Here is a 25,851-nt window from a genome sequence, read left to right as displayed (position 1 = left end):
CTTGGAGAATGGATGCTCACCTATTCCATCATGCTTGATGGCGCCTTTGTAAGACGAAAAGCCGGCAGTGCCGCAAAACCTGCTACGTCGCAGGATGTGGTTCGACTGTCTACGGCTATCCAAAGGCACCCGCTTCTCACTTCTCACCGCCTGCACCGTATTTATTTTTACGATGCGGCGCCATCTACCGAGATCATCGAGAACCCTTTTTCAAAGGAACGACTAGACTTTGGCGCGACCAGGGCCCATCGCGCCAGTGAAGTCATGCATAGCCAGTTGGCGCGCGAAGCCTTTTTCGCGAACAGACTGGGCGAGCTCTCATTCCAAGGATGGGCGCCGAAGATGGATCTTCGCAAAGTCACTGAGGAAAGTCTCACGCTTGGTTCCGCCGATATCAGGCCGGTGGTCGGTCAGAAGGGCGTGGATATGCGAATCGGGCTCGATATGGCGAGCCTGAGTCTGAAGAAGCTCTCCTCGATCATCGTTCTGGTCACTGGAGATAGCGATTTTGTCCCTGCCATGAAGTTCGCGCGCCGAGAAGGTACGCAGGTACTCCTCGTTACACTGGGTCACGGAGTCAAGGAGCAGATGCTTCACCACGCTGACATCGTCCTCCCGACCAGCGTAGCCGACTGGTTTATCCAGTGTGATAACGCGATATGCGAGTCACTATGAGCGACGTGTAATCAGGCGATCGTCATCACGCCAATCGCGGCCACGGCAACCGCCAATCCCGCCCAGTTGAGCCACGAGAGCTTCTCGCGAAATGCCAGCGCGCCGGTCAGTGCGCCAAGCAGCACGACGCCAAGGTTCATCGACGCAAACACCAGCGACGGATCGTTCGGCAGCGCCTGGTGGCCGCGGATGTAGAAAAGGATGTTGGCGAAGTTCGCCGCGCCGAGCACGACACCAAAGCCGATGCTGCGCGGTGACAGTGATGCCTGACGTGTCACGGCGCGAACGATGACTGCGATCCAGCAGAGCACCAGGGCGATCAGGAACGAAGCGAGCAGGGCGCTGGGAAATGGCGCATGCGCCTGGGCGATCAGCTTGAAGCAGATATCGATGGCGCCGAAACCCGCGAACACCGCCAGCGGCGCGAGCCAGCCGGCGCGTTCCACGCGCTCTTTGCGCCACAGGATGCAGGCCACGGCGACCAGCGCAAGGACGATGCCGAGGATCTTCAGCGGCACCAGGGCTTCGCCGAAGAGCAGGAAGGCCGCCGCCAGCGACAGGAAGAGGGAGAGCCGCTGGGCGACGTCGGTACGGACGATGCCGGCGCTGCTGACGGAGCGCGCGAGCATGACGAAGATGGCGGGAAGCAGGATGCCAAGCAGGATCAACGGTACGCGCGCATCGGCCTCCAGAGCCGCCTGCGGGGTCGCGCCTAGGAGCCACATCGCGAGGCCCGCGGCCATGATGTAGTTCGTGGCGACCGCCTGGACGATGTCGATGTTCGCGCGGCGTGCGAGCTTCAGCAGGACCGAGACGGTGACGCTGAAGGCGACGGCCAGGAGGATGTAGATCATGAGGACGGATTACGCGGCGGGGCGAAGCTGGGAAGTTTCGCACGAAGCATCGCCGATGAATCGGCTCCTACACGAGCATCGCCGCTGAAGCGGCTCCCACAGGTCTGCCCAGCTGTGCAGGCTTTGTGTGGGAGCCGATTTATCGGCGATGGGTGCTGGCGATCTCGCGCGGCTCAGCGACCGCGCGCAACTCAGCGACCCAGCTGCGACGCCTCGCGCGCCAGCTTCTCGATCGCCGCGAAATCACCGGCAGCCAACAGGTTGGCCGGCGTCAGCCACGAGCCGCCCACGCAGACCACGTTCGGCAGGGCGAGGAACTCGGCGGCGTTGGCGAGGCTGATCCCACCCGTCGGGCAGAAGGTGATCTGCGGCAGCGGGCTGGCCCAGGCGCCGATCAACTTGCTGCCGCCAGCCGGCACCGCCGGAAAGAACTTCTGGAAACGGTAGCCGCGCTCGAGCAGGTTCATCGCTTCGCTCGAGGTTGCCGCACCCGGCAGCAGCGGCAGTTCGTGGTCGGCGGCGGCATCGAGCAGGCGCGGTGAGCTGCCCGGCGACACCGCGAACTTCGCACCGGCCTTGTAGGCGGCCTCGAGATCGCGCGCGGTCAACACGGTACCAACACCGACGAAGGCGCCTTCCACTTCCGCGGCGATCGCGCGGACGGCGTCGAGCGCGGACGGCGTACGCAGGGTCACTTCGATCGACGGAATACCGCCGGCCACCAGCGCACGCGCCATGCCGACGGCCTTGGAGGCGTCTTCGATGATCACCACGGGGACCACGGGCGCAAGGCGCAAGGTGGATTCGACGAGTTGCTGCTTCGCTTCGTTGCTCATCAGGTACTGCTCCGGAAGATCAAAAGACGCCCGCACCGAGGTCGGCCGTGACGGCGGACTGGCGGAACATGGCGAAAAGCTCGCGACCCATGCCGGTGTGGTGCATGGCAAGGTCGACGGTGTGAGGGATGCGGCGGTTCCACTCGTCGGCGTCGACAAGGACTTCGATCGTGCCGGCGACGGCGTCCAGGCGAACGAGATCGCCCGTGCGAATGCGCGCGATCGGACCGCCGGCTTCGGCTTCCGGCGTCACGTGGATGGCCGCGGGTACGCGGCCCGACGCGCCGGACATGCGGCCATCGGTGAGCAGGGCGACGCGGTGTCCACGATCCTGCAGCAGGCTCAGCGTCGGCGTGAGCTTGTGCAACTCGGGCATGCCGCGTGCGCGCGGGCCCTGGAAGCGGACGACGGCGATGAAGTCGCGGTTGAGCTCGCCGCGGTCGAAGGCGATTTTCACATCATCCTGCTCGTCGAACACGATGGCCGGTGCCTCGATGATCATGCGGTCGTCGGGCACCGAGGACACCTTGATGACGCCACGGCCGACATTGCCCGAGAGCATGCGCAGGCCGCCGTCCTGACGGAACGGCTCGGTGATCGACCGGAGCACGCCGCGATTGCCGCTCTCCTTCGATACACGCTCCCACGCGAGCTTGTCGCCATCGAGGCGAGGCACATGGCGGTACGCCTCGAGACCGTGACCCATGATGGTGTTGACGTCGCCGTGCAGCAGGCCCGCATCGAGGAGCTGATCCATCAGGAAGGCCATGCCGCCGGCTTCGTGGAAGTGGTTCACGTCCGCGTAGCCGTTCGGATAGACCCGCGCCAGCAAGGGCACGACAGCGGAAAGCGCGTCGAAGTCGTCCCAGCGCAACTCAATGCCGGCGGCGCGCGCCATGGCGACGAGATGCAGCAGGTGATTGGTCGAGCCGCCGGTCGCGTGCAGGCCGACCACGCCATTGACGATGGCGCGCTCGTCGACGATGCGGCCGATCGGCAGGTAATGATCACCGAGGCAGTCGGTAGCCAGCACACGCTCGACCGCCGCGGCGGTGAGCGCTTCGCGCAGTGGCGTATCCGGCGCTTCGAAGCTGGCGCCGGGGATGTGCAGGCCCATGATCTCCATGAGCATCTGGTTGGAGTTGGCCGTGCCGTAGAAAGTGCAGGTACCCGAGCCATGGTACGAGCGGGCTTCCGCATCGAGCAGTTCGGCTCGCGAGGCCTTGCCGGCGGCGAAGGCCTGGCGGACCTTGGATTTCTCTTCGTTGGGAATGCCCGAGGGCATCGGGCCCGACGGCACGAAGGCGCTGGCGAGATGACCGAAGCTCAGCGCGCCGATCAGCATGCCGGGCACGATCTTGTCGCAGATACCCAGGTACAACGCACCCTCGTACATGTCGTGCGAGAGCGAGACAGCCGTGGCCATGGCGATGAGGTCGCGCGAGAACAGCGACAGCTCCATGCCGGGGCGGCCCTGGGTCACGCCGTCGCACATCGCCGGCACGCCGCCGGCGACCTGTGCCGTGGCGCCGAACGTGCGCGCGGTGGCACGGATGCGCTCCGGATAGCTCTCGTACGGCTGGTGCGCGGAGAGCATGTCGTTATACGAGGTGACGATGGCGATGTTCGCGGCGTGCCCGTTGCGCAGCGCGTCCTTGTCGTTCTCGCCGCAGGCGGCGAACCCGTGGGCGAGGTTGCCGCAGGACAGATGGTGTCGCTTCGCACCCTTGCCGCGCGCGCCTTCGATTTTCGCCAGGTAGGCGGCGCGCGAGGCGTGGCTACGCTCGACGATTCGCTGAGTCACCTCGGCGAGGATGGGGTGGATGTTCATGGCAGTTCCGCATGGCTACGTAAGGGGGTCGCCGGCCCCCGCCGGGCGACCCGGGCCGCGCGTATGCCGCGCGGCACGATGGCTTGAATGACTTTGGTAAAGCGGTCTCAGGGCGACCAGTAGACGTCGACGGCGGTGCGGTCCTGCTTGAGCACCGCGGCGATCGGCAAGTCTTCGCCGCCGATGACCTTGTCGAGGATCGCTTTCTTGTCGTTACCCTCGATGTGCAGGTAGAGCGCGCGGGTGTCGAGCACACGGGGCAGGCTGAGCGTGATACGCGGCTCACCGGCACCGTCGGCACGCATCGACAGCACGCTCTGCTTGCCGTCGAGGTCGAGTGCCTGGGCGAGATGGTCGCCGCCCGGGAAGAACGATGCCGTATGGCCGTCCGGACCCATGCCGAGCACGACGACATCGAACGGCTTGCCGAGTGCGTCGACACGCTTGCCTACATCGGCCAGTGCGGCATCGACATCGTCCGCATGCGCCTTGTCGAACAGCGGCAGGAAGGTGGCGACGTGCGCTTCGTGGGCGATCAGGTGGTGCTTGACCAGGGCCGCGTTGGAACGGTCGCTGCTTTCGTCCACCCAGCGCTCGTCGACCAGCGTGATGCTGACCTTCGACCAGTCGATTTCCTGCTCGGCGAGTACGGCGAACATCAGCTTCGGCGTGCCACCGCCGCTCACGGCGAGGCTGGCCTTGCCGCGCGCCTTCACGGCCGCGTCCAGCTTGCCGGCGATGTCCTTGGCTAGCGTGTCGCCGAGGGTCAGGCGATCGGCGAATTCATGGCGATTCACTTTTGCGTTCATCAGGCAGCGTCCTCGGCCCAGGTACGGCCATCACGTTCGATGAGCGCCACGGCGGCGCTCGGACCCCAGGTGCCCGCGGTATAGGGCTTCGGCGTGTCGCCGCTGCCTTCCCACGCCTGGAGGATGGGACCGGCCCAGTTCCATGCCGCCTCGACCTCATCGCGGCGCATGAACAGGGTCGGATTGCCGCGCACCACGTCGAGGATCAGGCGCTCGTAGGCATCCGGTTGCTGGATGCCGAACGCCGCGGCGAAGCTCATGTCGAGCGGCACGTGGCGCAGGCGCAGGCCACCCGGACCCGGGTGCTTGATAGTCAGCCACAGCTTCACGCCTTCGTCCGGCTGCAGGCGCAGCGTCAGGCGATTGGGCAGCAGCGGACCGTTGGCGGGATCGAAGATGGAATGCGGCAACGCGCGGAACGTCACCACGATCTCGGACACGCGATTGGGCAGGCGCTTGCCGGTGCGCAGGTAGAACGGCACGCCCGCCCAGCGCCAGTTACCGATCTCCGCCTTGAGGGCGACGAAGGTCTCGGTCTTGGACTGGTCGCTGCCCAGTTCGTCCAGGTAACCCGGGACGCTCTGGCCTTCGGCCGCGCCGGCGCGGTACTGGCCGCGCACGGTGAGCTGGCCGGCGTTGCTGGCGTCGATCGGACGCAGCGAGCGCAGCACCTTGAGTTTCTCGTCGCGCACGGCGTCCGGCGCCAGCGACGACGGCGGCTCCATGGCGAGCATGCACAACAGCTGCAGGATGTGGTTCTGGACCATGTCGCGCAGGGCGCCTGCACGGTCGTAATAGCCGGCGCGATGGCCGACGCCGACGGTTTCGGCGACGGTGATCTGCACGTGGTCGATGTGCTGCGCATTCCACAGCGGCTCGAACAGCGCGTTGCCGAAGCGCAGGGCCAGCAGGTTCTGCACCGTTTCCTTACCGAGGTAATGATCGATGCGATAGGTCTGCGATTCGGTGAAGTACCCGGCCACCGCGTCGTTGATCGCGTTGGCGCTCTGCAGGTCGCGACCGATCGGCTTCTCCAGGACCACGCGCGAGCGCTCGCCGTTGAGGCCGAGCGAACCGAGGCGCTGGCAGATGTCGGTGAAGATGTCCGGCGAGGTCGACAGGTAGAACACGCGGATGTGCGTGGGCTGCGCGGCCATCAGGGCGGAGAACTCGTCCCAGCCGTCGGCCTTGCGGGCATCCAGCGAGCGGTAGCCGATCATCGCGATGAAGGCCTCGAGCTGGGCCTTCGCCACGTGGGCGACGCCCTTCTCGATGGCGGCGCGGACCTGTTCGCGATACCCGGCGTCATCCAGGCCTTCGCGCGCCACGCCGATGATCCGGCTGCTTGGCTGGATCTGGCCGTCGACGAACCGGTGGTACATCGCCGGGAGGAGTTTGCGGACGGCGAGGTCGCCGGTGCCGCCGAAAATGACCAGATCGAACGGCTCGATCGGCAGGAGTTGTGCGCTCACGACAGTGGCCTGTTCAACGTCGAGGGAAGATGCCACCGGATCGTACCAGTGACATACCAGGTCATACCAGCCCCGTACCAATCGCCGCGGCGTTTCGCCGCCTTTGACCGCACGATTGCTCAACGGAAACGTTTCCATTGGCTATTTGGATCGTGCAAACGACTGTTTGAATCCGGCGGTGGTATGCGCGAACTTGCACGCGCTTGCCCCAGTGGTCGGGTATTGGTATCTTCAGGAAATGGAAATCGCCCTCGTCGCCGAATACCAGCGCCTGCAACACGACCCGGCCGCCCGGCTGCCGCTGGCGTACATGCGCCTGCGCCGGGCCATCCGGAACGTGATCGAGAATGGCGAGGTGCAGGTCGGCCACGCACTGCCCAGCGAACGCGACCTGGCCCGGGCCCTCACCCTGTCCCGGGTCACCGTGCGCAAGGCCATCGGTGGCCTGGTCGAAGACGGCCTGCTCACACAGCGTCACGGCGCCGGTACCTTCGTCTCCGAGCGCATCGTCAAGCCGCTTTCGCGGATGACCAGCTTCACCGAAGATCTCCGGGCGCGCGGCCTCAACCCGCGGTCGGAGTTCTTCGAGCGCGCGATCGGCGAAGTCACCCCCGAAGAATCCATGGCGATGAACCTGTCGCCGGGCACCCAGGTCGTCCGCCTGCATCGTCTGCGCTACGCCGGCGACGAGCCCCTGGCCATCGAGCGCAGCGCCGTGCCGCTGTCGCTCCTGCCGGACCCGAACCTGGTCGAGGACTCGCTCTACGAGGCCCTGGACAAGCTGGGCAATCGCCCGCTGCGTGCCTTGCAGCGGCTGCGCGCCGTGGTCCTCGGTCCGGCGCAGACCCGCTTGCTCCGCCTGAGCGCGGGCAGCGCGGGTCTCAGCATCGAACGCCGCAGCTTTCTCGACGACGGCCGGATCGTCGAATTCACCTGTTCCTGGTATCGCGGGGACATCTATGACTTCGTCGCCGAACTGCAAAGCGACTAACGAGCCAACCAGACCATGACGATCCAGCCGCAAGACACCCTGATGTTCCGCGAAGCGCACGAGACCGCCGAGGTCGTCGAGCGGCAACTCGCCAACAACGAAGCCGTGATCGGTGCCCTGGCGGAACGCCTGCGCGCCACGCCACCGCGCATGGTGATCACCTGCGCACGCGGCAGCTCGGATCACGCGGCGATGTACGCCAAGTACGTGTTCGAAACCCAGCTCGGTGTCGTCACCGCCTCGGCCTCGCCCTCGGTCACCTCGATCTACCACGCCGCGCAGCGCCTCGATGGCGCGCTTTATGTCGCCATTTCGCAGTCGGGCAAGAGCCCCGACCTGGTGCGCAATGCCGAGGCCGCGAAGAAGGCCGGCGCCTACGTGGTCGCCCTGGTCAACGTGGTCGATTCGCCGCTGGCCGCTGTGGCCGACGTGGTCGTGCCGCTGCATGCCGGCCCGGAAACCAGTGTCGCGGCGACCAAGAGCTACCTCGGCGCGCTGTTCGCCATCCTGCACATCGCGGCGCGCTGGAGTGGCAAGGCCGAGATCGCCGATGCCCTCACCGCGTTGCCCGCCCAGCTTCGCCACGGTTGGGATGCCGACTGGTCGGCACTGACCGACGGCCTGGTCGACGCGCACAACCTGTTCGTCGTCGGCCGCGGCTTCGGCTTCGCCGGCGCCCTCGAGGCAGCGCTCAAGTTCAAGGAAACCTGCGGCCTGCACGCCGAGGCCTTCAGCGCGGCCGAAGTGAAGCATGGCCCCATGGCCCTGGTCGGCCCGCACTTCCCGGTGCTGTTCTTCGCGCAGAACGACGACACGCTGCCCGGCGTGCTCGACGTGGCCGCCGAGTTCCGTAAGCGTGGTGCCAAGGTCTGGGTCGCGGCGCCGGGCGCCACGGGCGAGGACATCCTTCCGCTGGTCGCCACCGCGCCGATCGCCGCGGTGCTGGTCACCGTGCAGAGCTTCTATCGCGCCACCGCCGCCCTCGCGCTGCGCCGTGGCTTCAATCCCGACGTCCCGCCGCACCTGAACAAGGTGACGGAAACCGTCTGATCTACGGAGTTTCCTCGTATGACCATCGCCCTCGTCAACGGTCGCGTCCTTACCGATAACGGATTCCAGGGTGGTTTCGCCGTCCTCATCGACGACGGAAAGATCACCGGGCTCGCGCTGCCTTCCGATCCGCGCGTGCGTGCCGCGGAACGCCACGACCTGGGTGGCCGCAGCCTGCTGCCGGGCTTCATCGACTGCCAGGTCAACGGCGGTGGCGGCGTGCTGTTCAACGACGCGCCCACCGTCGAGGCCATCCGCACGATCGGCGAGGCGCACGCGAAGTTCGGCACCACCGGCTTCCTGCCCACCCTGATCAGCGACGATGTCGAGGTCATGGCCAAGGCCATCGATGCGGTGAACGAGGCGGTCGCCCAGGGCGTGCCGGGCGTGCTCGGCATCCATCTCGAAGGTCCGTTCATCGCCCCCGAGCGCAAGGGCGTGCACGATCCGGCCAAGTTCCGCATCGCCGATGCAAGCGATGTGGCGATGGTCGCGCGCCGCCACGGTGGCGTGACCCTGCTCACCCTCGCGCCGGAACGGGCCAGCGCCGCCGTCCTGCAGGAGCTGGTCGCCAACGGCGTGATAGTCGCCGCCGGGCACACCGCGGCGGACTACGACACCACGCGCAACGCGCTGGCCACGGGGATCCGCGGCTTCACGCACCTGTTCAACGCGATGACCCCGTTCACCAGCCGCGAACCCGGCGTGGTCGGCGCGGCGCTCGAAGACCCGGCCAGCTGGTGCGGCCTGATCGTCGACGGCCACCACGTGCATCCGGCCTCGCTGCGCGTCGCCATCGCGGCGAAGGCGCGCGAGAAGATGATGCTGGTCACCGACGCCATGCCGCCGGTCGGCTCGGACGATCCGACCTTCGTGCTCAAGGGCGAGACCATCACGGTGAAGGACGGCGTCTGCCAGACCGCCGACGGCACCCTGGCCGGCTCGGCGCTGGACATGGCCACGGCCGTGCGCAACACGATCAACATGGTCGGCGTGCCTTACGACGAGGCCGCGCGCATGGCCTCGACCTACCCGGCCGCCTTCCTCGGCCTCGGTGCCACCCACGGCCACATTGCCGCCGGCTATCGCGCCGACCTGGTCGTCATGGATGACAACCACGAGGTCGTCGAGACCTGGATCGGTGGCGTGCGCGTCGTCGGCTGACGCCGGCCCAGTTGTTAAATCCGCGTGACATGGACCCGGCGGCCCGCTAGAGTGGCGCCGTTCGGGTGTCCCGACCGGCGGTCGCTGGAAAGGATGAAACGGGAAGCCGGTGCGTCGCCTCGCGACTATTCCGGCACTGCCCCCGCAACGGTAAGCGACAGGAAGGCCTGAAGGTCTTTACGGGAACCGGCCAAACGCCACTGCGCAAGCGGGAAGGCGCCGGGTCCCGCCACGGCAGGTGGCTGACGCAAGTCCGGAGACCGGCCCGATGCATTCGCCTCGCGACTATCGCGGGGCGTTTTCTGTTGGGCGATTCGCGGAGGGCGAATCCGGACAGCGTTCCGGGTCGATCCGTGCCCGCATGCCGTTCGCCGTTTGTCCTCCGTGTCGCCTCTAGCGATGCACTAAGGAAACGGCTCCATGAAGAAGACCCTGCTCGCGATGGCCCTGCTGTCGTCCATCGCCGCCGCCCACGCGGCCGATGCTCCTGCCGACCGGCTCGACCCGGTGGTGGTTACCGCCAACCGCGCAGCGACGCCGCTGGATGAAGTGCTCGCCCCGGTCACGCTGATCACCCGCGAGGATATCGAGCGCCTGCAGCCGGTCAGCGTGCAGGACCTGCTCACCGGCCTGCCGGGCGTGGTCATCGCCAACTCGGGCGGTATCGGCCAGCAGACCTCGCTGTTCATGCGCGGCACCAACTCCTCGCACACCCTGGTCCTGCTGGACGGCGTGCGCGTCGGCACGGTCGGCGCCGGCATCCCGGCCTACGAGCAGCTGCCCGTCGACCAGATCGATCACATCGAGATCGTCCGTGGCCCGCAGTCCAGCCTTTATGGCTCGGACGCCATCGGCGGCGTCATCCAGATCTTCACCCGCCACGGCCAGGCCGGCGAAGCGCCGACCCCGTCGCTCTCGGTCACCGGCGGCAGCCATGGCTACACCGACGGCCAGTTCGGTCTCTCGGGTGGTACCCAGCACAGCTGGTACAACGCCAGCCTCGGCGGCCAGTACACCTCCGGCATCAATGCCTGCCGCGTTGGCGCGGGCGACGTGTTCAAGGGCTGCTTCACCAACGAGCCCGACCACGACGCCTACCGCACGTACAACGGCGCGCTCTCCGGCGGCTACCGCTGGGACGACGGCACGGAGCTCACCGGCAGCTGGCTGCGCAGCAAGGGCGACATCGAATACGACGGCGACTTCCAGAACCTGACCCGCCGCACCCAGCAGGTCGCCGGCGCCAAGCTCGCCTTCAACGCCCTGGAAAACTGGCGCATGTCGATCAGCCTGGGCCAGAACCAGGACCGCGCCGACAACTACCTCAACGGCGCCGACAAGACCCTGGACTTCGTGAACTACGGCGTCGACAAGGCACGCGTGGGCTATCTGTATTCCAAGCGCAACCAGGCCTCCTGGCAGAACGATGTCACCCTCGCCCCGGGCCAGACCCTGAGCGTCGGCGTGGACTACCAGCAGGAAAAGCTGAAGAGCGATACGGATTACCTCAAGGACACGCGTGAGAACACGGGCGTGTTCGCGCTGTACCAGGGCGTCTTCGGCGCCAACGAGATCCAGCTTTCGGCGCGTCACGACCACAACAACCAGTTCGGCAACCACACCACCGGCCAGGCCGCGTACGGTTTCCGTTTCGACAACGGCATGAAGGTCACCGCCTCCTACGGCACCGCGTTCCACGCGCCGACCTTCAATGACGAGTACTACCCGTACGGCGCGCCGGTGAACCTGAGCCCGGAGAAGTCGCGTACCGCCGAGATCGGCTTGTCGGCTCGTCCGGGCATCTGGAACTGGGCGGTCAACGCCTACCAGACGCGCGTGAGCGACCTGATCGGCTTCGATGCGAATTTCCTGCCGATCAACGTCAGCAAGGCGCGCATCCGCGGGCTGGAAGGACAGCTGGGCGCGGACGTGGACGGCTGGCACCTGCGTGCCTACGGCACCCTGCAGCAGCCGAAGGACCGTGACAGCGGCGACGAGTACAACAACCTGCTCGCCCGCCGCCCGAAGCGCACGGCCCGACTCGATGTCGACCGCGACCTCGGCGCCTTCACCGTCGGCGGCTCGGTCTATTCGGCGGGCTACAGCTACGACGACGCGGCCAACACCACCCGCCTGGGCGGTTACACCACCGCCGACGTGCGCGCCACCTGGCACGTGGACAGCGACTGGAGCGTGCAGGGTCGTCTGGCCAACGCATTCGATCGCCACTATGAGACGGCGGCTTACTACAACCAGCTCGGGCGGACGTATTACCTGACCGTGCGGTATTCGCCGGCGCGTTGAGGCAATACCCATCGCCGATGAATCGGCTCCCACACAAGACCTGCCTGAACTCTGCAAGGTGGCGGCTTTTATGTGGGAGCCGATTCATCGGCGATTCCCCAGAGATTTGTCTCGATACAAATGAACGCGACACCCCTGCCTTCCGGCAGGGCCCCGACTAAAGGCACACGCGACGCCGACGCTCTGACGTCATAAAGTCCACGGGCGCGGGTATGCTTCCCGCGATCACAGGAAGTGTCGTGAACTTTTTTGCACCATTCATTCGCCGGCCAATCGGTACGTCGCTGCTTGCGGCGGGGCTGACCCTTGCCGGTGCGATCGCGTACATGCTGCTGGGCGTGGCCGCGCTGCCCTCGATCGAGGTACCGGCGGTCTTCATCCAGACCCAGATGCCGGGCGCCAACGCGCAGACCATGGCGTCCACGATCATCGCGCCCCTGGAACGCCATCTCGGCCAGATTCCGGGCGTGGACCAGATGTATTCGAACAGCTCCGAAGGCTCGGGCTTCGTGCGTGTCCGTTTCACCATGGACCGCAGCACCGACGCCGCCGCGCGTGACGTGCAGGCCGCGATCAACGCGGCTGCCGCCGACCTGCCGGCCGGCATGCCCACGCCGCCCCAGTACTTCAAGTTCGACACCGGACAGATTCCCGTCCTGCTCGTCGCCTTCACCTCGAAGACGATGCCGCCGGACAAGCTCTTCGACGTGGTCAATACGTTGATCATGCCCAACGTGAAGCAGATCGATGGCGTCTCCCGCGTGCAGGTGTTCGGCGGCACGCCGCATGCCGTGCGCATCGAGTTGGATACCAACGCCCTCGCCTCCAAGCAGCTCACCGCCAACGACGTCTCCAATGCGCTCAACGCCGCCAACGTGAATTCGCCGCAGGGCGTGCTGTCCGACGGCACCACGCAGATGACGGTGACGGCGAACGATGGCCTGCGTGAGCCGAAGGATTTCGCCAGCATCCTGATCGCCGTGCGCAACAACGTGCCGGTCCGCCTGTCCGACATCGCCAAGGTCACCAGCGGTGAGCAGGACCAGTACCAGGCGGCATGGTTCCAGGGTGAACGCTCGGTCACCATGCAGATCAGCAAGCGACCGGAAGCCAATTCCATCGCCACGGCCGAGGCGATCCGCGCCGCCTTGCCGCGCTTCCAGTCCTCGTTGCCCGCCGACGCCGTGGTCACCCCGATCTTCGATCTCACGCAGACCACCCAGTCGGCCCTGCACGAGGTGAAGGTCGCGCTGCTCATCAGTATCGTGATGGTGGTGCTGGTGATGATGGTCTTCCTGCGTCGCCTCGGGCCCACCCTGATCGCCACGCTCAGCGTGCCGCTCTCGTTGGCCGGTGCGTTCGTGGTCATGTGGATCCTCGGTTACACGCTCAACACCATGTCGCTCATGGCGTTGGTGCTGTGCATCGGCTTCGTCGTGGACGATGCCATCGTCGTGATCGAGAACATCGTTCGCCACATGGAGCAGGGAACCGCGCCGATGCCAGCCTCGCTGGAGGGCGTGCGTGAGATCGGGTTCACCGTCGTTTCGATCACGCTGTCGCTGATCGCCGTGTTCGCGCCGCTGCTGTTCGGCAACAACATGATCACCAAGCTGTTGCGCGAGTTTTCGGTAACGCTTGCCGCCGCCGTGGTGATCTCGGCCGTCGTCTCGCTGACCCTGACGCCGGCGCTGTGCGCCAGGTATCTCAAGCATGACGAGGCCGATCGTAAGGTAAGCCGCTGGGAGCGCGCACTCGAGCGCTTCGATCGTGGCCTTCTCAACACGTACGAACGCGCGCTCGACTGGGCTATGCGGCATCGGCGAGTGATGCGCTGGCAGCCGCTGATCCTTCTGATCGCGACCTTTGCGCTTGGCTTCGCCGTGGTGAAGACCGCCGGCGGCAACTTCATGCCTGACGAAGACACCGGCATGCTGCAGGCCGAGGTGACGGCGGACGCGAACATCTCGCCTGATGAAATGTCCCGCCGCCTCAAGCGGGTCGGCGACATCATGCAGAACGATGCGGCCGTCGCCGACGTGAATACGATTCTTGGTAGCGGCAACGACGGTGCGGCCGTCGGCAACACCGGCCTGATGTTCATTGACCTCAAGCCGAAGGGCAGCGGGTCCGGAGAGCGCAAGGAATCCATCAAGGAGATCATGGAGCGCCTGGGCAAGGAGTACGAGAAGATCTCCAACGTCCAGGTCTTCATGAGCCCCGTGCAGTTCCTCGGTGGTGGTGGCAACAACGGCAACCGCGGTCAGTATTCCTTCCAGCTGATCAGCACCGGCGGCGAGAATCTCCAGCCGTGGGTCATGAAGCTGGTGCGCAAGATGCGCACGATTCCGCAGTTCAAGGATGTCGGCAGCGACTTCGACGTGGTCGGCAAGCAGCAGATGCTCCAGGTGGACCGCGATGCCGCAGGTCGCCTGTCGGTCGGCATGGGCATGGTGGATTCGGCGCTCTATAACGCCTTTGGCCAGCGACAGGTATCGATCATCTATTCCGATATCAACCAGTACTGGGTGGTGCTCACCGCCGCCGCGGCGCAGACCTTGAGCCCCGATGCCCTGTTGAATACCTACGTGAAGAGCGCGACGGGCGTCATGGTGCCGCTGTCGGCGCTGGCGAAGATCGCGCCGGTGGCCACGCCGACCTCGATCACCCACCAGAACCAGCTCGAGTCGGCAGATATCACCTACAACCTCGCGCCGAAGATCTCCCCGGACAAGGGCAACACGATGGTCGAGGAGGCGGTGCGCCAGCTCAACCTTCCCGAAGGCGTACGCATGGATTTCACCGGCACGAACCAGCGCCTGAAGGACGCCCAGTCCAACGGCATGGTGTTGCTGATCGGCGCGATCCTCGCTGTCTATATCGTGCTCGGCATTCTCTACGAGAGCCTCGGGCATCCATTGACGATCATTTCGACGCTGCCGGCCGCGGGTGCGGGCGCCTTCCTCGCCATGCTGATCACGCAGCAGCAGCTCACGCTGATGACGATCATCGCGGTGCTGTTGCTGATCGGCATCGTGAAGAAGAACGCCATCCTGATGGTCGATTTCGCGCTGGTCGCGCAGCGCGAGCACGGCATGTCACCGGTGGAAGCGATCCGCCAGGCCGCACTGGTGCGCTTCCGCCCCATCACCATGACCACCCTGGTCGCGATGGGCGCCGCGCTGCCGCTGGCGATCGGCTTCGGCGTGGGTTCGGAGATGCGTCGCCCGCTCGGTATCGCGATCGTCGGCGGCCTGCTGGTGTCGCAGCTGCTGACCCTGCTGAGCACGCCAGCGATCTACCTGTGGAACCACGACCGCAAGATCCGCGTCGCCCGTCGCAAGCATCGCCGTATGCTGAAGCGCCGGTACAAGGTGTGGGTGAAGATCAGGAAAGGCGACGGCACTCCCGGTATCGCCGCTGAAGCGGCTCCCACATGAGCCAGAGCGCGCTCTGGTAGGAGCCGATTCATCGGCGAACAAGGGAATGTGGGAGCCGATTCATCGGCGAATGGTAAATAACCCCGCTGCGCAGCAGCGCTCCGCCGAGGTTGCTGGCCACAGGCTCCATCGGGGAAGAGCATCGCCGATGAATCGGCTCCTACCAAAGCAAATGCGTCAGACGACGGGTTCGACTGCCGCGACTGGCGGCGGAGTCGCCGGCAGCATATGAGCTTTTTTCCAGGTGCCGCGACGGTAGTACACCGTCGTGATGCCCAGCGAGACCAGTGAGCCGACCGGGAAACTCCACCAGATCGCGTCGGCGCCAATGACCGGCTCCAGCAGCGCGGCGAACGGATAGCGCACCAGCCACATCGAGATGATCAGCACGACCAGGGGCAGCATCACCGCACCCGTCGCACGCACCACGCCGAACATCACGAAGGTCACGCCGAACAGCAGGAACGACCAGACCACGATGTGGTTGAGATGCTGCGCGATGCCGATCGCCGAGCTGTCGCTGCCGAGGAAGAGCGCCAGTGCGGCACGATTGAACAGGTAAATGATGAGCACCAGCGTCCCGGTCAACGCGAAGTTGGTCAGCACGCCTGCACGGCCGATGCCGGCGACACGATCCCAGCGTTTCGCGCCGACGTTCTGGGCCACCATCGACGACACGGCGCTACCGATCGCCAGTGCGGGCATCTGGATATACGTCCACAGTTGCGAGGCGGCACCGAAGGCCGCCGTGGTCTGCGAACCGTGCCGGTTGACCAGGGACATCATGATGATCGCCGACGATGAGATCACGACCATCTGCGCACCCATCGGCAAACCCTTGGCCAGCAGGCTCTTGAGGATGGCGACATCGGGCACGAGCAGGCGGAGCTCGTTGCGATGGATGCACAGGAAATACTTCTTTCGGTACAGCCAGACCAGCAGGGCGAGCAAGGTCCCCGTCTGCGCGATCAACGTCGCCACGGCGGATCCGGCGATGCCCATGCGCGGGATGGGACCGAGCCCGAAGATGAAGAGCGGATTCAGCGCAATGTCGAGGATCACCGACACCAGCATGAAGACGAACGGCGTCCGCGAATCGCCGGCGCCACGCAGGGTCATTCCCAGGAAGGTGTAGAGGTACATCGCCGGGAGAGCGATGAAGATGATGCGCAGGTATTCGATCGCATAGGGCTGGGCATCATGGGGCGTGCCCATGGCGCGAAGCATCGCCGGCGTGGCGATGAAACCGCCGATGGCGACCAGCAACGAGATCACGACGAAGAAGCCGAGCCCCGTGCCGACGACACGTCGCGCTTCGGGGATGTCGTGCGCACCGACCGTCTGTCCGACCATGATCGTCGTCGCCATGCCGATGCCGAAGACCACGCCGAGCAGGAAGAACAGGATCAGGTTGGCGTTGGAGGTCGCGGCAAACGCGGATTCACCGAGGAAGTGGCCGACCCATACGGCGTTGACCGACGCATTCAGTGACTGCAGCACGTTCGCGCCGAGGATCGGCAACGAGAACAGCAGCAGCGTCCGGGTGATCGGACCCTCGGTCAGCGCGGCACGACGTGCCGGGGGCGTCATGCCTCACCGCCCGCGCGCGCGGCGAGGTGGCGCACGTAGTCGCGGATGTCCGTCGGCCACGCTTCGGTCAAGGCGTCGAAGCGTTCGCGATCGCTCCGGTGGAAGGCCCGCGAGGCTTCCTCGTAGTCGGGAAGGTTACCGGCCAGCGCCATCATCACGCGATCCACGGCTTCGCTGGCCTGGCGCAGACGGTCCGCCGGAGCGCGTTCGCGGCTCGCCGTTTCGACCAGGCGACGCAGGGCGACGGAAGCACCACCGGGCTGTGCGGCGAGCCAGCCCCAGTGTCGCGGCAGCAGGGTCACTTCACGTGCCACCACGCCCAGCTTCGGCCGGCCCGGACCGCGTTTGGCCGCGGGTTCGTTGCCCGGCAGCCGGGCGAGAACATCGTGCGTGGTACCGCGGTAGTCGATATCGACAGGTCGGCCCGTGCTGTCGTCGTAGATCATGGGCGACGCATCGGGGTGCGCATCGAGCAGATGCTTGCAGCGCTCGACGACGGCCGACAGCGAGCCCGCGGCAAGGCGCGTCATGCCATGGAAGGCGACGAAGGTGGTCATGGGTGGTCCGATAGCAGGTGCGATCCGGCTATATTACCCGGATCAAATATCCCGTCAATACCTCCGGGTAAAACCTTCCGCTTCGACCCATTCGGCGAAGGCGTGCAAGCGGGCGTTGTGCCGCCGATCGGGCGGATAGACGAGGTAGACCGGCAAGGGCGCAGGCTGCCATGCCGCCAGGACCGGGACCAGTTCGCCCCTGGCCACATGCCCGTCGACGGTGAAGCTCAGGGCCTGGGCCAGCCCAAGACCGGCGATCGCCGCGGCGGTATGCGCGTTGCTCTCGTTAACCTCCACGGCCGCCGTGAACTCGATCTCATACGTCCGCTCGCCTTCGCGAAAGCGCAGCGGGAGCATGCGGCCACTGCGTGCGGAGAAGTAGCCGACGACATCATGCCCATCACGGACGATGTCCTCCGGGACAGAAGGCGTCCCGCGGTGGGCCAGGTAATCCGGCGTCGCGCACATCGTCCAGGACAGCTCGGCGATCTGGCGGGTGACCAGGTTGGGATCGTCGCCCGTGCTGCGGATGGCGCAGTCGATGCCTTCGCTGATCAGGTCGACCGTACGGTCCGTCACCCCGAGCTGGATCCGGATACCGGGGTAGCGCGCGCGAAACGCAGGCAAGGCGGGAATGATCAGGCCCGCCGCGACCGAGCCTCCCGTATCGATGCGCAGGTTGCCGACCGGGTTGTTGCGGCCACCGGCCAAGGTAGTCTCGAACTCGTCCAGCTCCGCCAACCACTGGCGTGTGCGCTCGTAGTACGCCGCGCCCTGTGCGGTCACGGTGACGCGCCGGGTGGTCCGCTCGAGCAGGCGCACGCCCAGTTCGGCTTCCAGTCCCTGGATGAGCTTGGTGACCGTGGACTTGGGCATGCGCAGGGCATCGGCGGCACGGCCGAAGCCGCCCGTCTCCACCAGACGGCCGAAGACGCGGATGGCGAGCAGATGGTCCACGGTTGTTTCCCCAAAGAAATAATGAAATCGCGATTGCATTATTTATCCACGACGGCCGAATAACCATCTTGGGTGAATCGACCGCGACGCGGTTATCGGAGACCAAGACCATGCACACCCTCGCCACCAGCAACATCCACACCACCCGCCACGCGGGCAAGATCGTCCTCGTCACGGGCGGTAGCTCGGGCCTCGGCCTCGCCACGGCGGAACGTTTCGTCCGCGAAGGTGCCACCGTCTACATCACCGGCCGTCGCCAGGCGGAACTCGACGCCGCGGCCGCGACCCTCGGTGTCACCGCGATCCAGGGCGACATCGCCAAGGCCGACGACCTCGATCGCATCTTCACCACCATTCGCGACACGAGCGGTCGTCTCGACATCCTCTTCGCCAATGCCGGCGGCGGCGAGTTCGCACCGCTCGGCCAGCTCACCGAAGCCCACTTCGACAAGTACTTCGGCATCAACGTGAAGGGCACGGTCTTCACCGTGCAGAAGGCGCTGGAACTGATGGGCCCGGGCTCGGCCATCGTGCTCAACGGCTCCATGGTCTCGATCAAGGGTGCGCCGGCCTTCGGCGTGTATGCGGCGACGAAGGCTGCGCTCCGTTCGTTCGCACGCACATGGTCCAGCGACCTCAAGGGCCGCGACATCCGCGTCAATGTCGTCGCACCCGGCACCATCGTCACGCCGGGCTACAAGACGGAGCTCGGCATGGACGACCAGCAGATCGCCGACTACAGCGCTTACGTAGAAAGCGTCACGCCGCTGGGCCGCACCGGCACGCCGGACGAAATCGCCAAGGCCGTGTCCTTCCTCGCCTCCGACGACGCCAGCTACATCACCGGCATCGAACTGTTCGTCGACGGCGGCCAGGCCCAGATCTAACAGGAAAAAGGAACTGTGGGAGCCGATTCATCGGCGAAAAGCCAACGGAGCGGTTTAGCTGAGAGGCCATCGCCGGCATAGCCGGCTCCCACAAAGAGCCCCACAAAGAGCTAACCCAAAGAGCTACAAACCCCAGCCGTACGAGTCCATGGAGAGGACCCCATACGTAATCCCCCCATCGATAACGGTGGGGGCATCCTCACCCGCGGCACCCGCGGCAACCAGGAGCGGCAGGTAATGCTCCTCGGTGGGATGGGCACGAATGGCACTCGGCGCCAGCCGACGGTAGTCGCGCAGCGCGTCGGTGTTGCCCTCGAGCACGGCCTTGCGGCTCCAGGCGGCGAAGTCGCTCGCGTACGCCGCGTTCTCGCCCGAACGCCGTACTTCGTAGAGGTTGTGGGTCAGACTGCCCGAACCGACGATGACCACCCCACGGTCCCGCAAGGGCGCCAACGCCTTGCCCAGGCGAAGCGCACCGGCCGTATCCAGATTGTGCGGCATCGACACCTGGATCACCGGCACGTCCGCCTCCGGGCGCAGGTGACGCAGCGGCACCCAGGCACCGTGATCGTAGCCGCGCTCCGGATCGACGATCGCGACGAAACCCGCATCGATCAACAGCGAGGCCGTCTCGCATGCCAGCCCCGGTGACCCGGGCGAGGGATAGGTGAGCGTGTAGAGCGCCGGTGGAAAGCCACCGAAGTCGTGGATCGTCCCCGGCATGGCGGCGCCGGTCACCCGGATGCCACCGGTTTGCCAGTGCGGCGAGACGACGACGATCGCCGTGGCATGGGCGAGGCCTTCACCGATATCGGTCAGGCGCGGACCAAGCAGACCCGGCTCCAGCGCGAAAGTCGGGGCACCGTGGGAGATGAACAGGGCGGGGGCGCGGAGCATGGCGGACACCTGACGAGGCGGAGGCGGATGCCTCCTTCCTTCAATGTAGGTCGTGCGGGACCGCGGATAAATCGCCGTAGGGAGAACACATTGGCGCGCCCGGGGAAACGACCTGATGGCCCTCACAGGCCCGGCAGGCCCAGGTCAGGTCTGGCGAAGCTCGTGCGCGACCTGACCCAGCTCCTCGAGCCATACGGGTCGCGAGAAGAAGAAACCCTGCATCGACGTGCATTCCTCGTCGAGCAGCCAGCGACGCTGGCGATCCGTCTCGACACCTTCGGCAACCACTTCCAGGTTGAGGCTACGGGCAAGGAAAACGATCGATCGACAGATCGAGGCGTCCACATCGTCCTCCAGCAGCGCACGAGTGAAATGCCGGTCGATCTTGATCTTGTCCAGTGGCAGCCGGGACAGGTAGGTCAGGTTCGAGTAGCCCGTGCCAAAGTCGTCCAGCGCGATGCTTACGCCCATGGCGCGCAGTTCGTGCAGGGTGCGAATAGCGCGCGCCGGTTCGTGCATGAAGGCGCTTTCGGTCAGCTCCAGCTCCAGCGACGACGCGCTGGCACCGGTCTCTGCCAGCGCCTGGCGTACTTCGGCGACGAGGTCGACGTGCACCAGCTGCTGCGCTGAAATATTCACGGCCACCCGGCAGTCGGGCCCGAGCATGGCAGCGATGCGCCGTTGTTGCCGGCATGCCTCACGCAACACCCACTGGCCGATCTGCACGATGGCACCGGTCTCTTCGAGCAGGGGCACCAGCTTGTCGGGCGTCCCCAGATCGCCTGGTGCGGACGGCCAGCGCAACAGCGCTTCCACACCAATGACCCGGCCATCGTCGCCGGCGTGCTGCGTTTGCCAGGCGAGCGCCAGCTCGTTATCGAGATTGGCCCCGGACAGCCGCGACAGGACGGTCAGGCGGGCCATGGCGGTGGCATGCATGTCGGCGGAGAAGCGCTTCCACGTGTGACGCCCCGAGCGCTTGGCGTCGTACATCGCCGTATCGGCATTGCGAATGAGGGTATCGGCATCGGATCCGTCGCGCGTAGCGAAGGCGACACCGATGCTGCATTTCAGGCGCTGCATCGTCCCGCCCACTTCCAGTGGTTCCTCGATGGCACGCTGGATGCGCGGCAGCACGTCGAGCGCACGCGCCGGCGAACAGGTGAACGGCAGCATCGCGACGAACTCATCGCCGCCGAAGCGACCGATATGTCCGAGCCCGTCGAGGACATCGCCCAGTTTGAGTGTCACGTCGCGGAGCACCTGGTCGCCCAGGGCGTGGCCGAGCGCATCGTTGATGAATTTGAAATGGTCCAGGTCGATGAAGAGCACCATGACACCCGAGCCATCGCGTTGCGATTGACGGACGAGGTGCTCGAGCTTCTCGCGGAGCGCGCGACGGTTGGGCAGGCCGGTGAGCTCGTCGTGCGTCGCCTGGTGGTTCAGTCGTTCTTCGTAGCGTCGCTGCTGCGTCACGTCGCGGACGATCGCCAGCGTGCCGCGCCCACGCGAGTCGCGGTAGTCCGACAACGCCAGTTCGGCCTCGAAGGGCATGCCGTCCTCGGGGTTCAGCCAGCCGGTGACGCTGCTGCCTTCCGGTGCGCCGCCACGCATCGCCTCGAGCGCGTCGGCATCCATGAATTCCGCCGCGTGGCGACCGACCAGCGTCGCCCCGTCCTGCCCGAGGCGCTCTTCGGCAAGCAGGTTGGCGTACTCGATCCGGTCGTTGCGGACGATGATCACGGGCAAGGGCATGCGCGTCATCAGCTGGTGGTAAGCGGCTTCGCTTGCGGCGAGATCGCGGTCGGTGTCGCGGAGACGGCGACGCGCGTCGTGCAGCGCGGTTATCTCGCTGATGGTCCCGGCGAGGATGGGTTTACCCTCCTCGTTGGTGATGCGCGCGGCGCGCAGGTTGACCTGCACCTCCCGGCCATCGGGGCGACACAGGCGGTGCTCGAATTCGTAGGGACCATCGCCCTTGGCGAAGAGCTCCAGCCATGCCACCAACGCGGGCTGGTCGTCGGGATGGACGAGCTTGAAATACGTACCCTGCCGCCCGTCCACGCGCTCCGGCGGCAGGCCGGTAATCTCGTGCACCTGCCCGGACCAGGCGATGGCGCGTGAACTCAGGTCCGCTTCCCACAAGCCGATGTGCCCCGTGCGTTGCACGTCGCCCAGATGGCGCGTGCTGCGTGAGAGGGCATCCAGGAGGTGACTCTGTCGGCGGTAGGCGCGATCGAAGACCGCGGCGAAGGCATTGAGCAGGAGGACCAGGGCGAGTGTCGCCAGCATCGACGAGCGCGCCTGGTGGAGCCATTCGTCGAAGATGCCGGCGCGCTCGAGACTTACCTGCACGGCGAAGGGATAACGCGCCGACGCGGCCCATGCGTAGATCCGCAGGTCGTCGGCGTACTGACCGTTCGCCCCCGGCGTCGGCACGGGTCCACGCCAGGAGGCCGCCAGGTCATCGTGATTACCCGCGAAGCGCCGGCCATCCAGCGAAAACACGGCCATGTCCGCACTGCCGCCCATCATCGAATGGCTCATGCCGTCGCGTACCCGCGCCTCATCGATCAGCGTGCCAAACGCGGCCGGCTTCGCCACGCGCGAATCGACCAGGATACGGATGGTCGGGGGCATCCCATCCTGGGCGTCGGCGACGACGACGCCCACGCTTGCGCCCAGCGCGTCGTGCCGAGGGGCCGCGAGGCTCTCACGCCAGTTCATCAGGGGCACGCTGGTGCAGGCGAGCACGCCGCCTTCGGCATCCAGCGCGACAAACGTCGGCAATTCGGGGTGACGGGCCTGCACTTCGGCCAGGCTCATGTGCAAGGGACCCGGGTCGGCACCGGTGACCGCGTTACGCAGCGCGACCAGTGGCCCCAGGCTGGCATCGATGTCCTGGTCGACCATGCGCACCGTGCCACCGGCCGACCCGGCGAGCTGGCGGCGTCCATTGGCCAGCATGCCCCCATAGGCGTCGACCTGCAGGATCGCGACCAGGGTGACGAGGCCCACGGTAAGGCCGAGCGAGACGCCCCAGGTGGTCAGACGGATACGCCGGGTGCGCAGCTTTGCCGCGCCCTTGTCCATCGCGCCTTCCACCGTCACGCCCCCTTGCGCCCCAACACCCATACCGTTCCGCCGACCGAACGGCGGCGGGACCCTGTACGTCTTTAACGGCAGGCGGCCCGGCGTCTTGACCCCCGGGTTTTCACGGGCGTGCTCAGACGAAAGGAGGGTGCAATATCGGCACGAATATTCTTAAGTACCCTCGTTGATTCACGTTCATTCAACACCCATTACCGAACGATCCGGTTCATAAACAAAACGTCCCACCACAAGGACCGCTCCCCCATGCGTTCGTCCCCCTTCGCCCTCGGCCTTGTCGCCGCGCTTTCGCTCTCCGCCGTCGCCCTCCCCGCCGTCGCCGATACGCACCTGGAAATCCAGGGCGGGCGCAGCTACATGGATACGCACGGCACCAACGTGTTCTTCATCGAATCCGTCTTCAACCCGTACCAGATCGGCCAGAGCCGCTTCACCTGGTCGCCGGATGTCTCGGTCGGTTACATCAATGGCCGCAACATCCAGCGCTACGAATTTTCGCAGCCTGGCGTCACCAACAACGTGTGGCTCGGCGCCGCCGGCGCCCGCTTCCACTACGGCACCGACAGCGACTGGTACCAGCCGCTCTTCTTCAGCTTCCAGGTCGCTGGCACCGCGGGCGGTCACACGCAGGCGCTCTCCAGCAGCTACCAGTTCGTCAGCACGCTGGGCTGGCAGATGAAGAACGTGAGCTTCCAGATCCGCCACATCTCGAACGGCAGCTTCAAGGAGCCGAACCGCGGCGAGACGATGGCGCTGGTGGGTATCGGCTTCAATCTCTGATCCTTGTGTTCTGGATGTTGAAAAGCCCGGCACGAGGCCGGGCTTTTTTTTGAAGAGCATCGCCGCTGAAACGGCTCCCACATGTCCAGCAGGTCCGCGTTGGCTTGCCGGGCTTAGTGGCCTGACGCGGCTGGACCGGCCTTGGCGGCGAACGGTGGCTTTGCGAGCCAGACGATGAAGACCAGGCCGATGAACACATAACCGAGCAGGTGGAAGACCTCGTTGAACGAGATCTGGTAGCCCTGGTTGGTGATCATCGCGTTCAGCGCCGAGGTCGCGTATTGCGAATCGCCGTGACCGATCGTCGTCAGTGCCTGCTGTGCCGTCGGATCGAATGGCGTGATCGTCTCGGTCAGCCGTTCGTGATGGACCACCGCCCGCCGGTCCCACAGGAACGTGGTCAGCGACGCCGCGAAACTGCCACCCAGCGTACGCAGGAAGGTGGCGAGGCCGGAGCCCGACGCGATCTCTCGGGGCTGCAGGTCCGATAGCAGGATGCTGAGGATCGGCATGAAGAACAACGCCACGCCCAGGCCCTGGATCAGCTGCACCATCGCGACACTGTAGAAGTCGATGTCGAGATAGAACTCCGAGCGCATGAAGCACGTCGCGCCCATCACCAGGAACGCTCCCGACGCCAGCACACGCAAGTCGAACTTATGCGCATAGCGACCGACGAAGGGCGTGAGTATCACCGGGATGATGCCCAACGGTGCCGCGGCGAGACCGGCCCAGGTCGACGTGTACCCGACGTTGCGTTGCAACCACTGCGGCACCAGCAGGCCGATCGCGAAGAACGCCGCGTAGGCGAGCACGAGACATAGCGTGCCCATCGCGAAGTTGCGATGCCGGAACAGCTTCAGGTTCACGATCGGGTCCTTGTCCGTGAGTTCCCAGATCAGGAACACGGCCAGGCCGACGGCAGCGATGATCGCGGTGACGATGATGAAGGGCGACGAGAACCAGTCCTCGTCGTTGCCCTTGTCGAGCACGACCTGCAGCGCACCCACACCGATGATCAGCGTGATCAGGCCCACGTAATCCACCTTGGGCTTCTCGGTGACTTCCGGACGTCCCTTCATCTGGTTCGCCACGACGAAGCTGGCGAAGATGCCGATCGGCACGTTGATGAAGAAGATCCACGGCCAGGTGTAGTTGTCCGTGATCCAGCCACCGAGGATCGGGCCCGCGATGGGCGCGACGACGGTGACCATCGCCAGAAGCGCCAGGGCCATACCTCGTTTGGCGGGTGGATAGATCGAGATCAGCAGGCTCTGCGTGATCGGATACATCGGGCCCGCCACCGCGCCCTGGATGGCGCGGAAGATGATGAGCATGGTCATGCTCTGCGCGATACCGCACAGGAACGAGGCCATCGAGAACAGCAGCGTCGCCATGACGAACAGCTTCGTTTCACCGAAGCGGCGCGTCAGGAAGCCGGTCAGCGGCAGCGCGATGGCGTTGCTGACCGCGAACGAGGTGATCACCCACGTGCTCTGGTTGGAGCTGACACCCAGGTTGCCCGCGATGGTCGGCAACGATACGTTGGCGATCGTCGTGTCGAGCACCTGCATGAACGTCGCAAGGGATAGGCCGATCGTGGACAACGCCAGGTTTGGCGGTCGAAATTCGGTGCTCATGAGACC

Annotated in this window: 19 protein-coding genes and 1 riboswitch; of the genes, 8 read left to right on the top strand and 11 right to left on the bottom strand. The window is 65.7% G+C overall.

The features are described 5' to 3' along the window. Nucleotides 1-12: 12 nt before the first annotated feature. On the top strand, nt 13-675 hold the full coding sequence (locus BJI69_RS07875) for an NYN domain-containing protein (protein ID WP_052767389.1): 663 nt from the start codon (nt 13-15) through the stop codon (nt 673-675). Nucleotides 676-686: 11 nt separating this feature from the next. Here the strand turns inward: BJI69_RS07875 and BJI69_RS07870 are convergent, their stop codons facing one another. The 5 genes from BJI69_RS07870 to zwf form a co-directional block, all read right to left on the bottom strand. After that, on the bottom strand, nt 687-1,529 hold the full coding sequence (locus tag BJI69_RS07870) for a DMT family transporter (protein WP_046969560.1): 843 nt from the start codon (nt 1,527-1,529) through the stop codon (nt 687-689). A 191-nt stretch (nt 1,530-1,720) separates the two neighbouring features. Then, complete coding sequence (gene eda, locus BJI69_RS07865) at nt 1,721-2,365, bottom strand: bifunctional 4-hydroxy-2-oxoglutarate aldolase/2-dehydro-3-deoxy-phosphogluconate aldolase (protein ID WP_181016749.1); 645 nt, start codon at nt 2,363-2,365, stop codon at nt 1,721-1,723. 19 nt (nt 2,366-2,384) lie between these two features. Continuing rightward, nucleotides 2,385-4,196 carry a phosphogluconate dehydratase gene (edd, locus tag BJI69_RS07860; RefSeq protein ID WP_046969561.1) on the bottom strand — a complete coding sequence of 604 codons (1,812 nt, stop codon included), beginning with the start codon at nt 4,194-4,196 and terminating at the stop codon, nt 2,385-2,387. A gap of 107 nt (nt 4,197-4,303) precedes the next feature. After that, nucleotides 4,304-5,005 carry a 6-phosphogluconolactonase gene (gene pgl, locus BJI69_RS07855; RefSeq protein WP_046969562.1) on the bottom strand — a complete coding sequence of 234 codons (702 nt, stop codon included), beginning with the start codon at nt 5,003-5,005 and terminating at the stop codon, nt 4,304-4,306. Beyond that, the gene (gene zwf / locus BJI69_RS07850) at nt 5,005-6,477 is read right to left on the bottom strand and encodes a glucose-6-phosphate dehydrogenase (protein WP_046969569.1); all 1,473 of its coding nucleotides are present in this window, start codon (nt 6,475-6,477) and stop codon (nt 5,005-5,007) included. Before zwf ends, pgl begins: the two co-directional genes overlap by 1 nt. A gap of 238 nt (nt 6,478-6,715) precedes the next feature. Here zwf and BJI69_RS07845 point away from each other — a divergent pair, with 238 nt between their 5' ends. The 5 genes from BJI69_RS07845 (at nt 6,716) to BJI69_RS07825 (ending at nt 15,426) form a co-directional block, all read left to right on the top strand. Further along, on the top strand, nt 6,716-7,468 hold the full coding sequence (locus BJI69_RS07845; RefSeq protein WP_046969563.1) for a GntR family transcriptional regulator: 753 nt from the start codon (nt 6,716-6,718) through the stop codon (nt 7,466-7,468). A gap of 15 nt (nt 7,469-7,483) precedes the next feature. Next, on the top strand, nt 7,484-8,518 hold the full coding sequence (locus BJI69_RS07840; protein ID WP_046969564.1) for an SIS domain-containing protein: 1,035 nt from the start codon (nt 7,484-7,486) through the stop codon (nt 8,516-8,518). Nucleotides 8,519-8,536: 18 nt separating this feature from the next. Beyond that, nucleotides 8,537-9,682, top strand: a complete 1,146-nt coding sequence (nagA, locus tag BJI69_RS07835) for an N-acetylglucosamine-6-phosphate deacetylase (protein WP_046969565.1) — start codon at nt 8,537-8,539, stop codon at nt 9,680-9,682. A 46-nt stretch (nt 9,683-9,728) separates the two neighbouring features. Continuing rightward, nucleotides 9,729-9,965: riboswitch (cobalamin riboswitch) on the top strand. 137 nt (nt 9,966-10,102) lie between these two features. Next, nucleotides 10,103-11,986, top strand: coding sequence for a TonB-dependent receptor domain-containing protein (locus BJI69_RS07830; protein ID WP_071924905.1), 1,884 nt, complete (start codon nt 10,103-10,105; stop codon nt 11,984-11,986). Between the two features lie 239 nt (nt 11,987-12,225). Beyond that, a complete protein-coding gene (locus BJI69_RS07825) occupies nt 12,226-15,426 on the top strand; it encodes an efflux RND transporter permease subunit (protein WP_046969203.1) in 3,201 nt (1,066 codons plus the stop codon). Nucleotides 15,427-15,603: 177 nt separating this feature from the next. Here the strand turns inward: BJI69_RS07825 and BJI69_RS07820 are convergent, their stop codons facing one another. The 3 genes from BJI69_RS07820 to BJI69_RS07810 are packed head-to-tail and all read right to left on the bottom strand — an operon-like array spanning nt 15,604 to nt 18,530. Beyond that, complete coding sequence (locus BJI69_RS07820) at nt 15,604-17,016, bottom strand: MATE family efflux transporter (protein WP_046969202.1); 1,413 nt, start codon at nt 17,014-17,016, stop codon at nt 15,604-15,606. After that, nucleotides 17,013-17,573, bottom strand: coding sequence for a DUF2239 family protein (locus tag BJI69_RS07815; protein ID WP_046969201.1), 561 nt, complete (start codon nt 17,571-17,573; stop codon nt 17,013-17,015). The genes BJI69_RS07820 and BJI69_RS07815 overlap by 4 nt, the downstream gene beginning before the upstream one ends. A 54-nt stretch (nt 17,574-17,627) precedes the next feature. Then, nucleotides 17,628-18,530, bottom strand: a complete 903-nt coding sequence (locus tag BJI69_RS07810) for a LysR family transcriptional regulator (protein ID WP_046969200.1) — start codon at nt 18,528-18,530, stop codon at nt 17,628-17,630. A gap of 110 nt (nt 18,531-18,640) precedes the next feature. Here BJI69_RS07810 and BJI69_RS07805 point away from each other — a divergent pair, with 110 nt between their 5' ends. Beyond that, nucleotides 18,641-19,417 (top strand): SDR family oxidoreductase, encoded by a 777-nt coding sequence (locus BJI69_RS07805; protein ID WP_046969207.1) that lies wholly within the window; start codon nt 18,641-18,643, stop codon nt 19,415-19,417. A 123-nt stretch (nt 19,418-19,540) separates the two neighbouring features. Here the strand turns inward: BJI69_RS07805 and BJI69_RS07800 are convergent, their stop codons facing one another. Beyond that, nucleotides 19,541-20,314 carry a DODA-type extradiol aromatic ring-opening family dioxygenase gene (locus BJI69_RS07800; RefSeq protein ID WP_046969199.1) on the bottom strand — a complete coding sequence of 258 codons (774 nt, stop codon included), beginning with the start codon at nt 20,312-20,314 and terminating at the stop codon, nt 19,541-19,543. Nucleotides 20,315-20,458: 144 nt separating this feature from the next. Further along, nucleotides 20,459-23,449: an EAL domain-containing protein gene (locus BJI69_RS07795; protein WP_078023096.1), complete on the bottom strand. Its 2,991-nt coding sequence runs from the start codon at nt 23,447-23,449 to the stop codon at nt 20,459-20,461. Between the two features lie 222 nt (nt 23,450-23,671). On the opposite strand from BJI69_RS07795, the gene BJI69_RS07790 reads away from it, so the two are divergent. Continuing rightward, a complete protein-coding gene (locus BJI69_RS07790; protein WP_046969198.1) occupies nt 23,672-24,205 on the top strand; it encodes an acyloxyacyl hydrolase in 534 nt (177 codons plus the stop codon). A gap of 113 nt (nt 24,206-24,318) precedes the next feature. On the opposite strand, the gene BJI69_RS07785 is transcribed toward BJI69_RS07790, so the two are convergent. Further along, the gene (locus BJI69_RS07785) at nt 24,319-25,845 is read right to left on the bottom strand and encodes a DHA2 family efflux MFS transporter permease subunit (protein ID WP_046969197.1); all 1,527 of its coding nucleotides are present in this window, start codon (nt 25,843-25,845) and stop codon (nt 24,319-24,321) included. Between the last annotated feature and the right edge of the window lie 6 nt (nt 25,846-25,851).

This window comes from Luteibacter rhizovicinus DSM 16549, assembly GCF_001887595.1.
Lineage (GTDB): Bacteria > Pseudomonadota > Gammaproteobacteria > Xanthomonadales > Rhodanobacteraceae > Luteibacter > Luteibacter rhizovicinus.
This window is presented reverse-complemented; position numbering and strand designations above follow the sequence as displayed.

Excerpts from the sequence above, each read along its gene's own strand:
- nagA (WP_046969565.1), top strand. The coding sequence starts at position 8,537 with ATGACCATCGCCCTCGTCAACGGTCGCGTCCTTACCGATAACGGATTC.
- BJI69_RS07815 (WP_046969201.1), bottom strand. The coding sequence starts at position 17,573 with ATGACCACCTTCGTCGCCTTCCATGGCATGACGCGCCTTGCCGCGGGC.
- BJI69_RS07830 (WP_071924905.1), top strand. The coding sequence starts at position 10,103 with ATGAAGAAGACCCTGCTCGCGATGGCCCTGCTGTCGTCCATCGCCGCC.
- eda (WP_181016749.1), bottom strand. The coding sequence starts at position 2,365 with ATGAGCAACGAAGCGAAGCAGCAACTCGTCGAATCCACCTTGCGCCTT.
- BJI69_RS07845 (WP_046969563.1), top strand. The coding sequence starts at position 6,716 with ATGGAAATCGCCCTCGTCGCCGAATACCAGCGCCTGCAACACGACCCG.
- BJI69_RS07840 (WP_046969564.1), top strand. The coding sequence starts at position 7,484 with ATGACGATCCAGCCGCAAGACACCCTGATGTTCCGCGAAGCGCACGAG.
- BJI69_RS07875 (WP_052767389.1), top strand. The coding sequence starts at position 13 with ATGCTCACCTATTCCATCATGCTTGATGGCGCCTTTGTAAGACGAAAA.
- BJI69_RS07820 (WP_046969202.1), bottom strand. The coding sequence starts at position 17,016 with ATGACGCCCCCGGCACGTCGTGCCGCGCTGACCGAGGGTCCGATCACC.
- BJI69_RS07870 (WP_046969560.1), bottom strand. The coding sequence starts at position 1,529 with ATGATCTACATCCTCCTGGCCGTCGCCTTCAGCGTCACCGTCTCGGTC.
- edd (WP_046969561.1), bottom strand. The coding sequence starts at position 4,196 with ATGAACATCCACCCCATCCTCGCCGAGGTGACTCAGCGAATCGTCGAG.
- pgl (WP_046969562.1), bottom strand. The coding sequence starts at position 5,005 with ATGAACGCAAAAGTGAATCGCCATGAATTCGCCGATCGCCTGACCCTC.
- BJI69_RS07805 (WP_046969207.1), top strand. The coding sequence starts at position 18,641 with ATGCACACCCTCGCCACCAGCAACATCCACACCACCCGCCACGCGGGC.
- BJI69_RS07790 (WP_046969198.1), top strand. The coding sequence starts at position 23,672 with ATGCGTTCGTCCCCCTTCGCCCTCGGCCTTGTCGCCGCGCTTTCGCTC.
- BJI69_RS07795 (WP_078023096.1), bottom strand. The coding sequence starts at position 23,449 with ATGGGTGTTGGGGCGCAAGGGGGCGTGACGGTGGAAGGCGCGATGGAC.
- BJI69_RS07800 (WP_046969199.1), bottom strand. The coding sequence starts at position 20,314 with ATGCTCCGCGCCCCCGCCCTGTTCATCTCCCACGGTGCCCCGACTTTC.
- BJI69_RS07785 (WP_046969197.1), bottom strand. The coding sequence starts at position 25,845 with ATGAGCACCGAATTTCGACCGCCAAACCTGGCGTTGTCCACGATCGGC.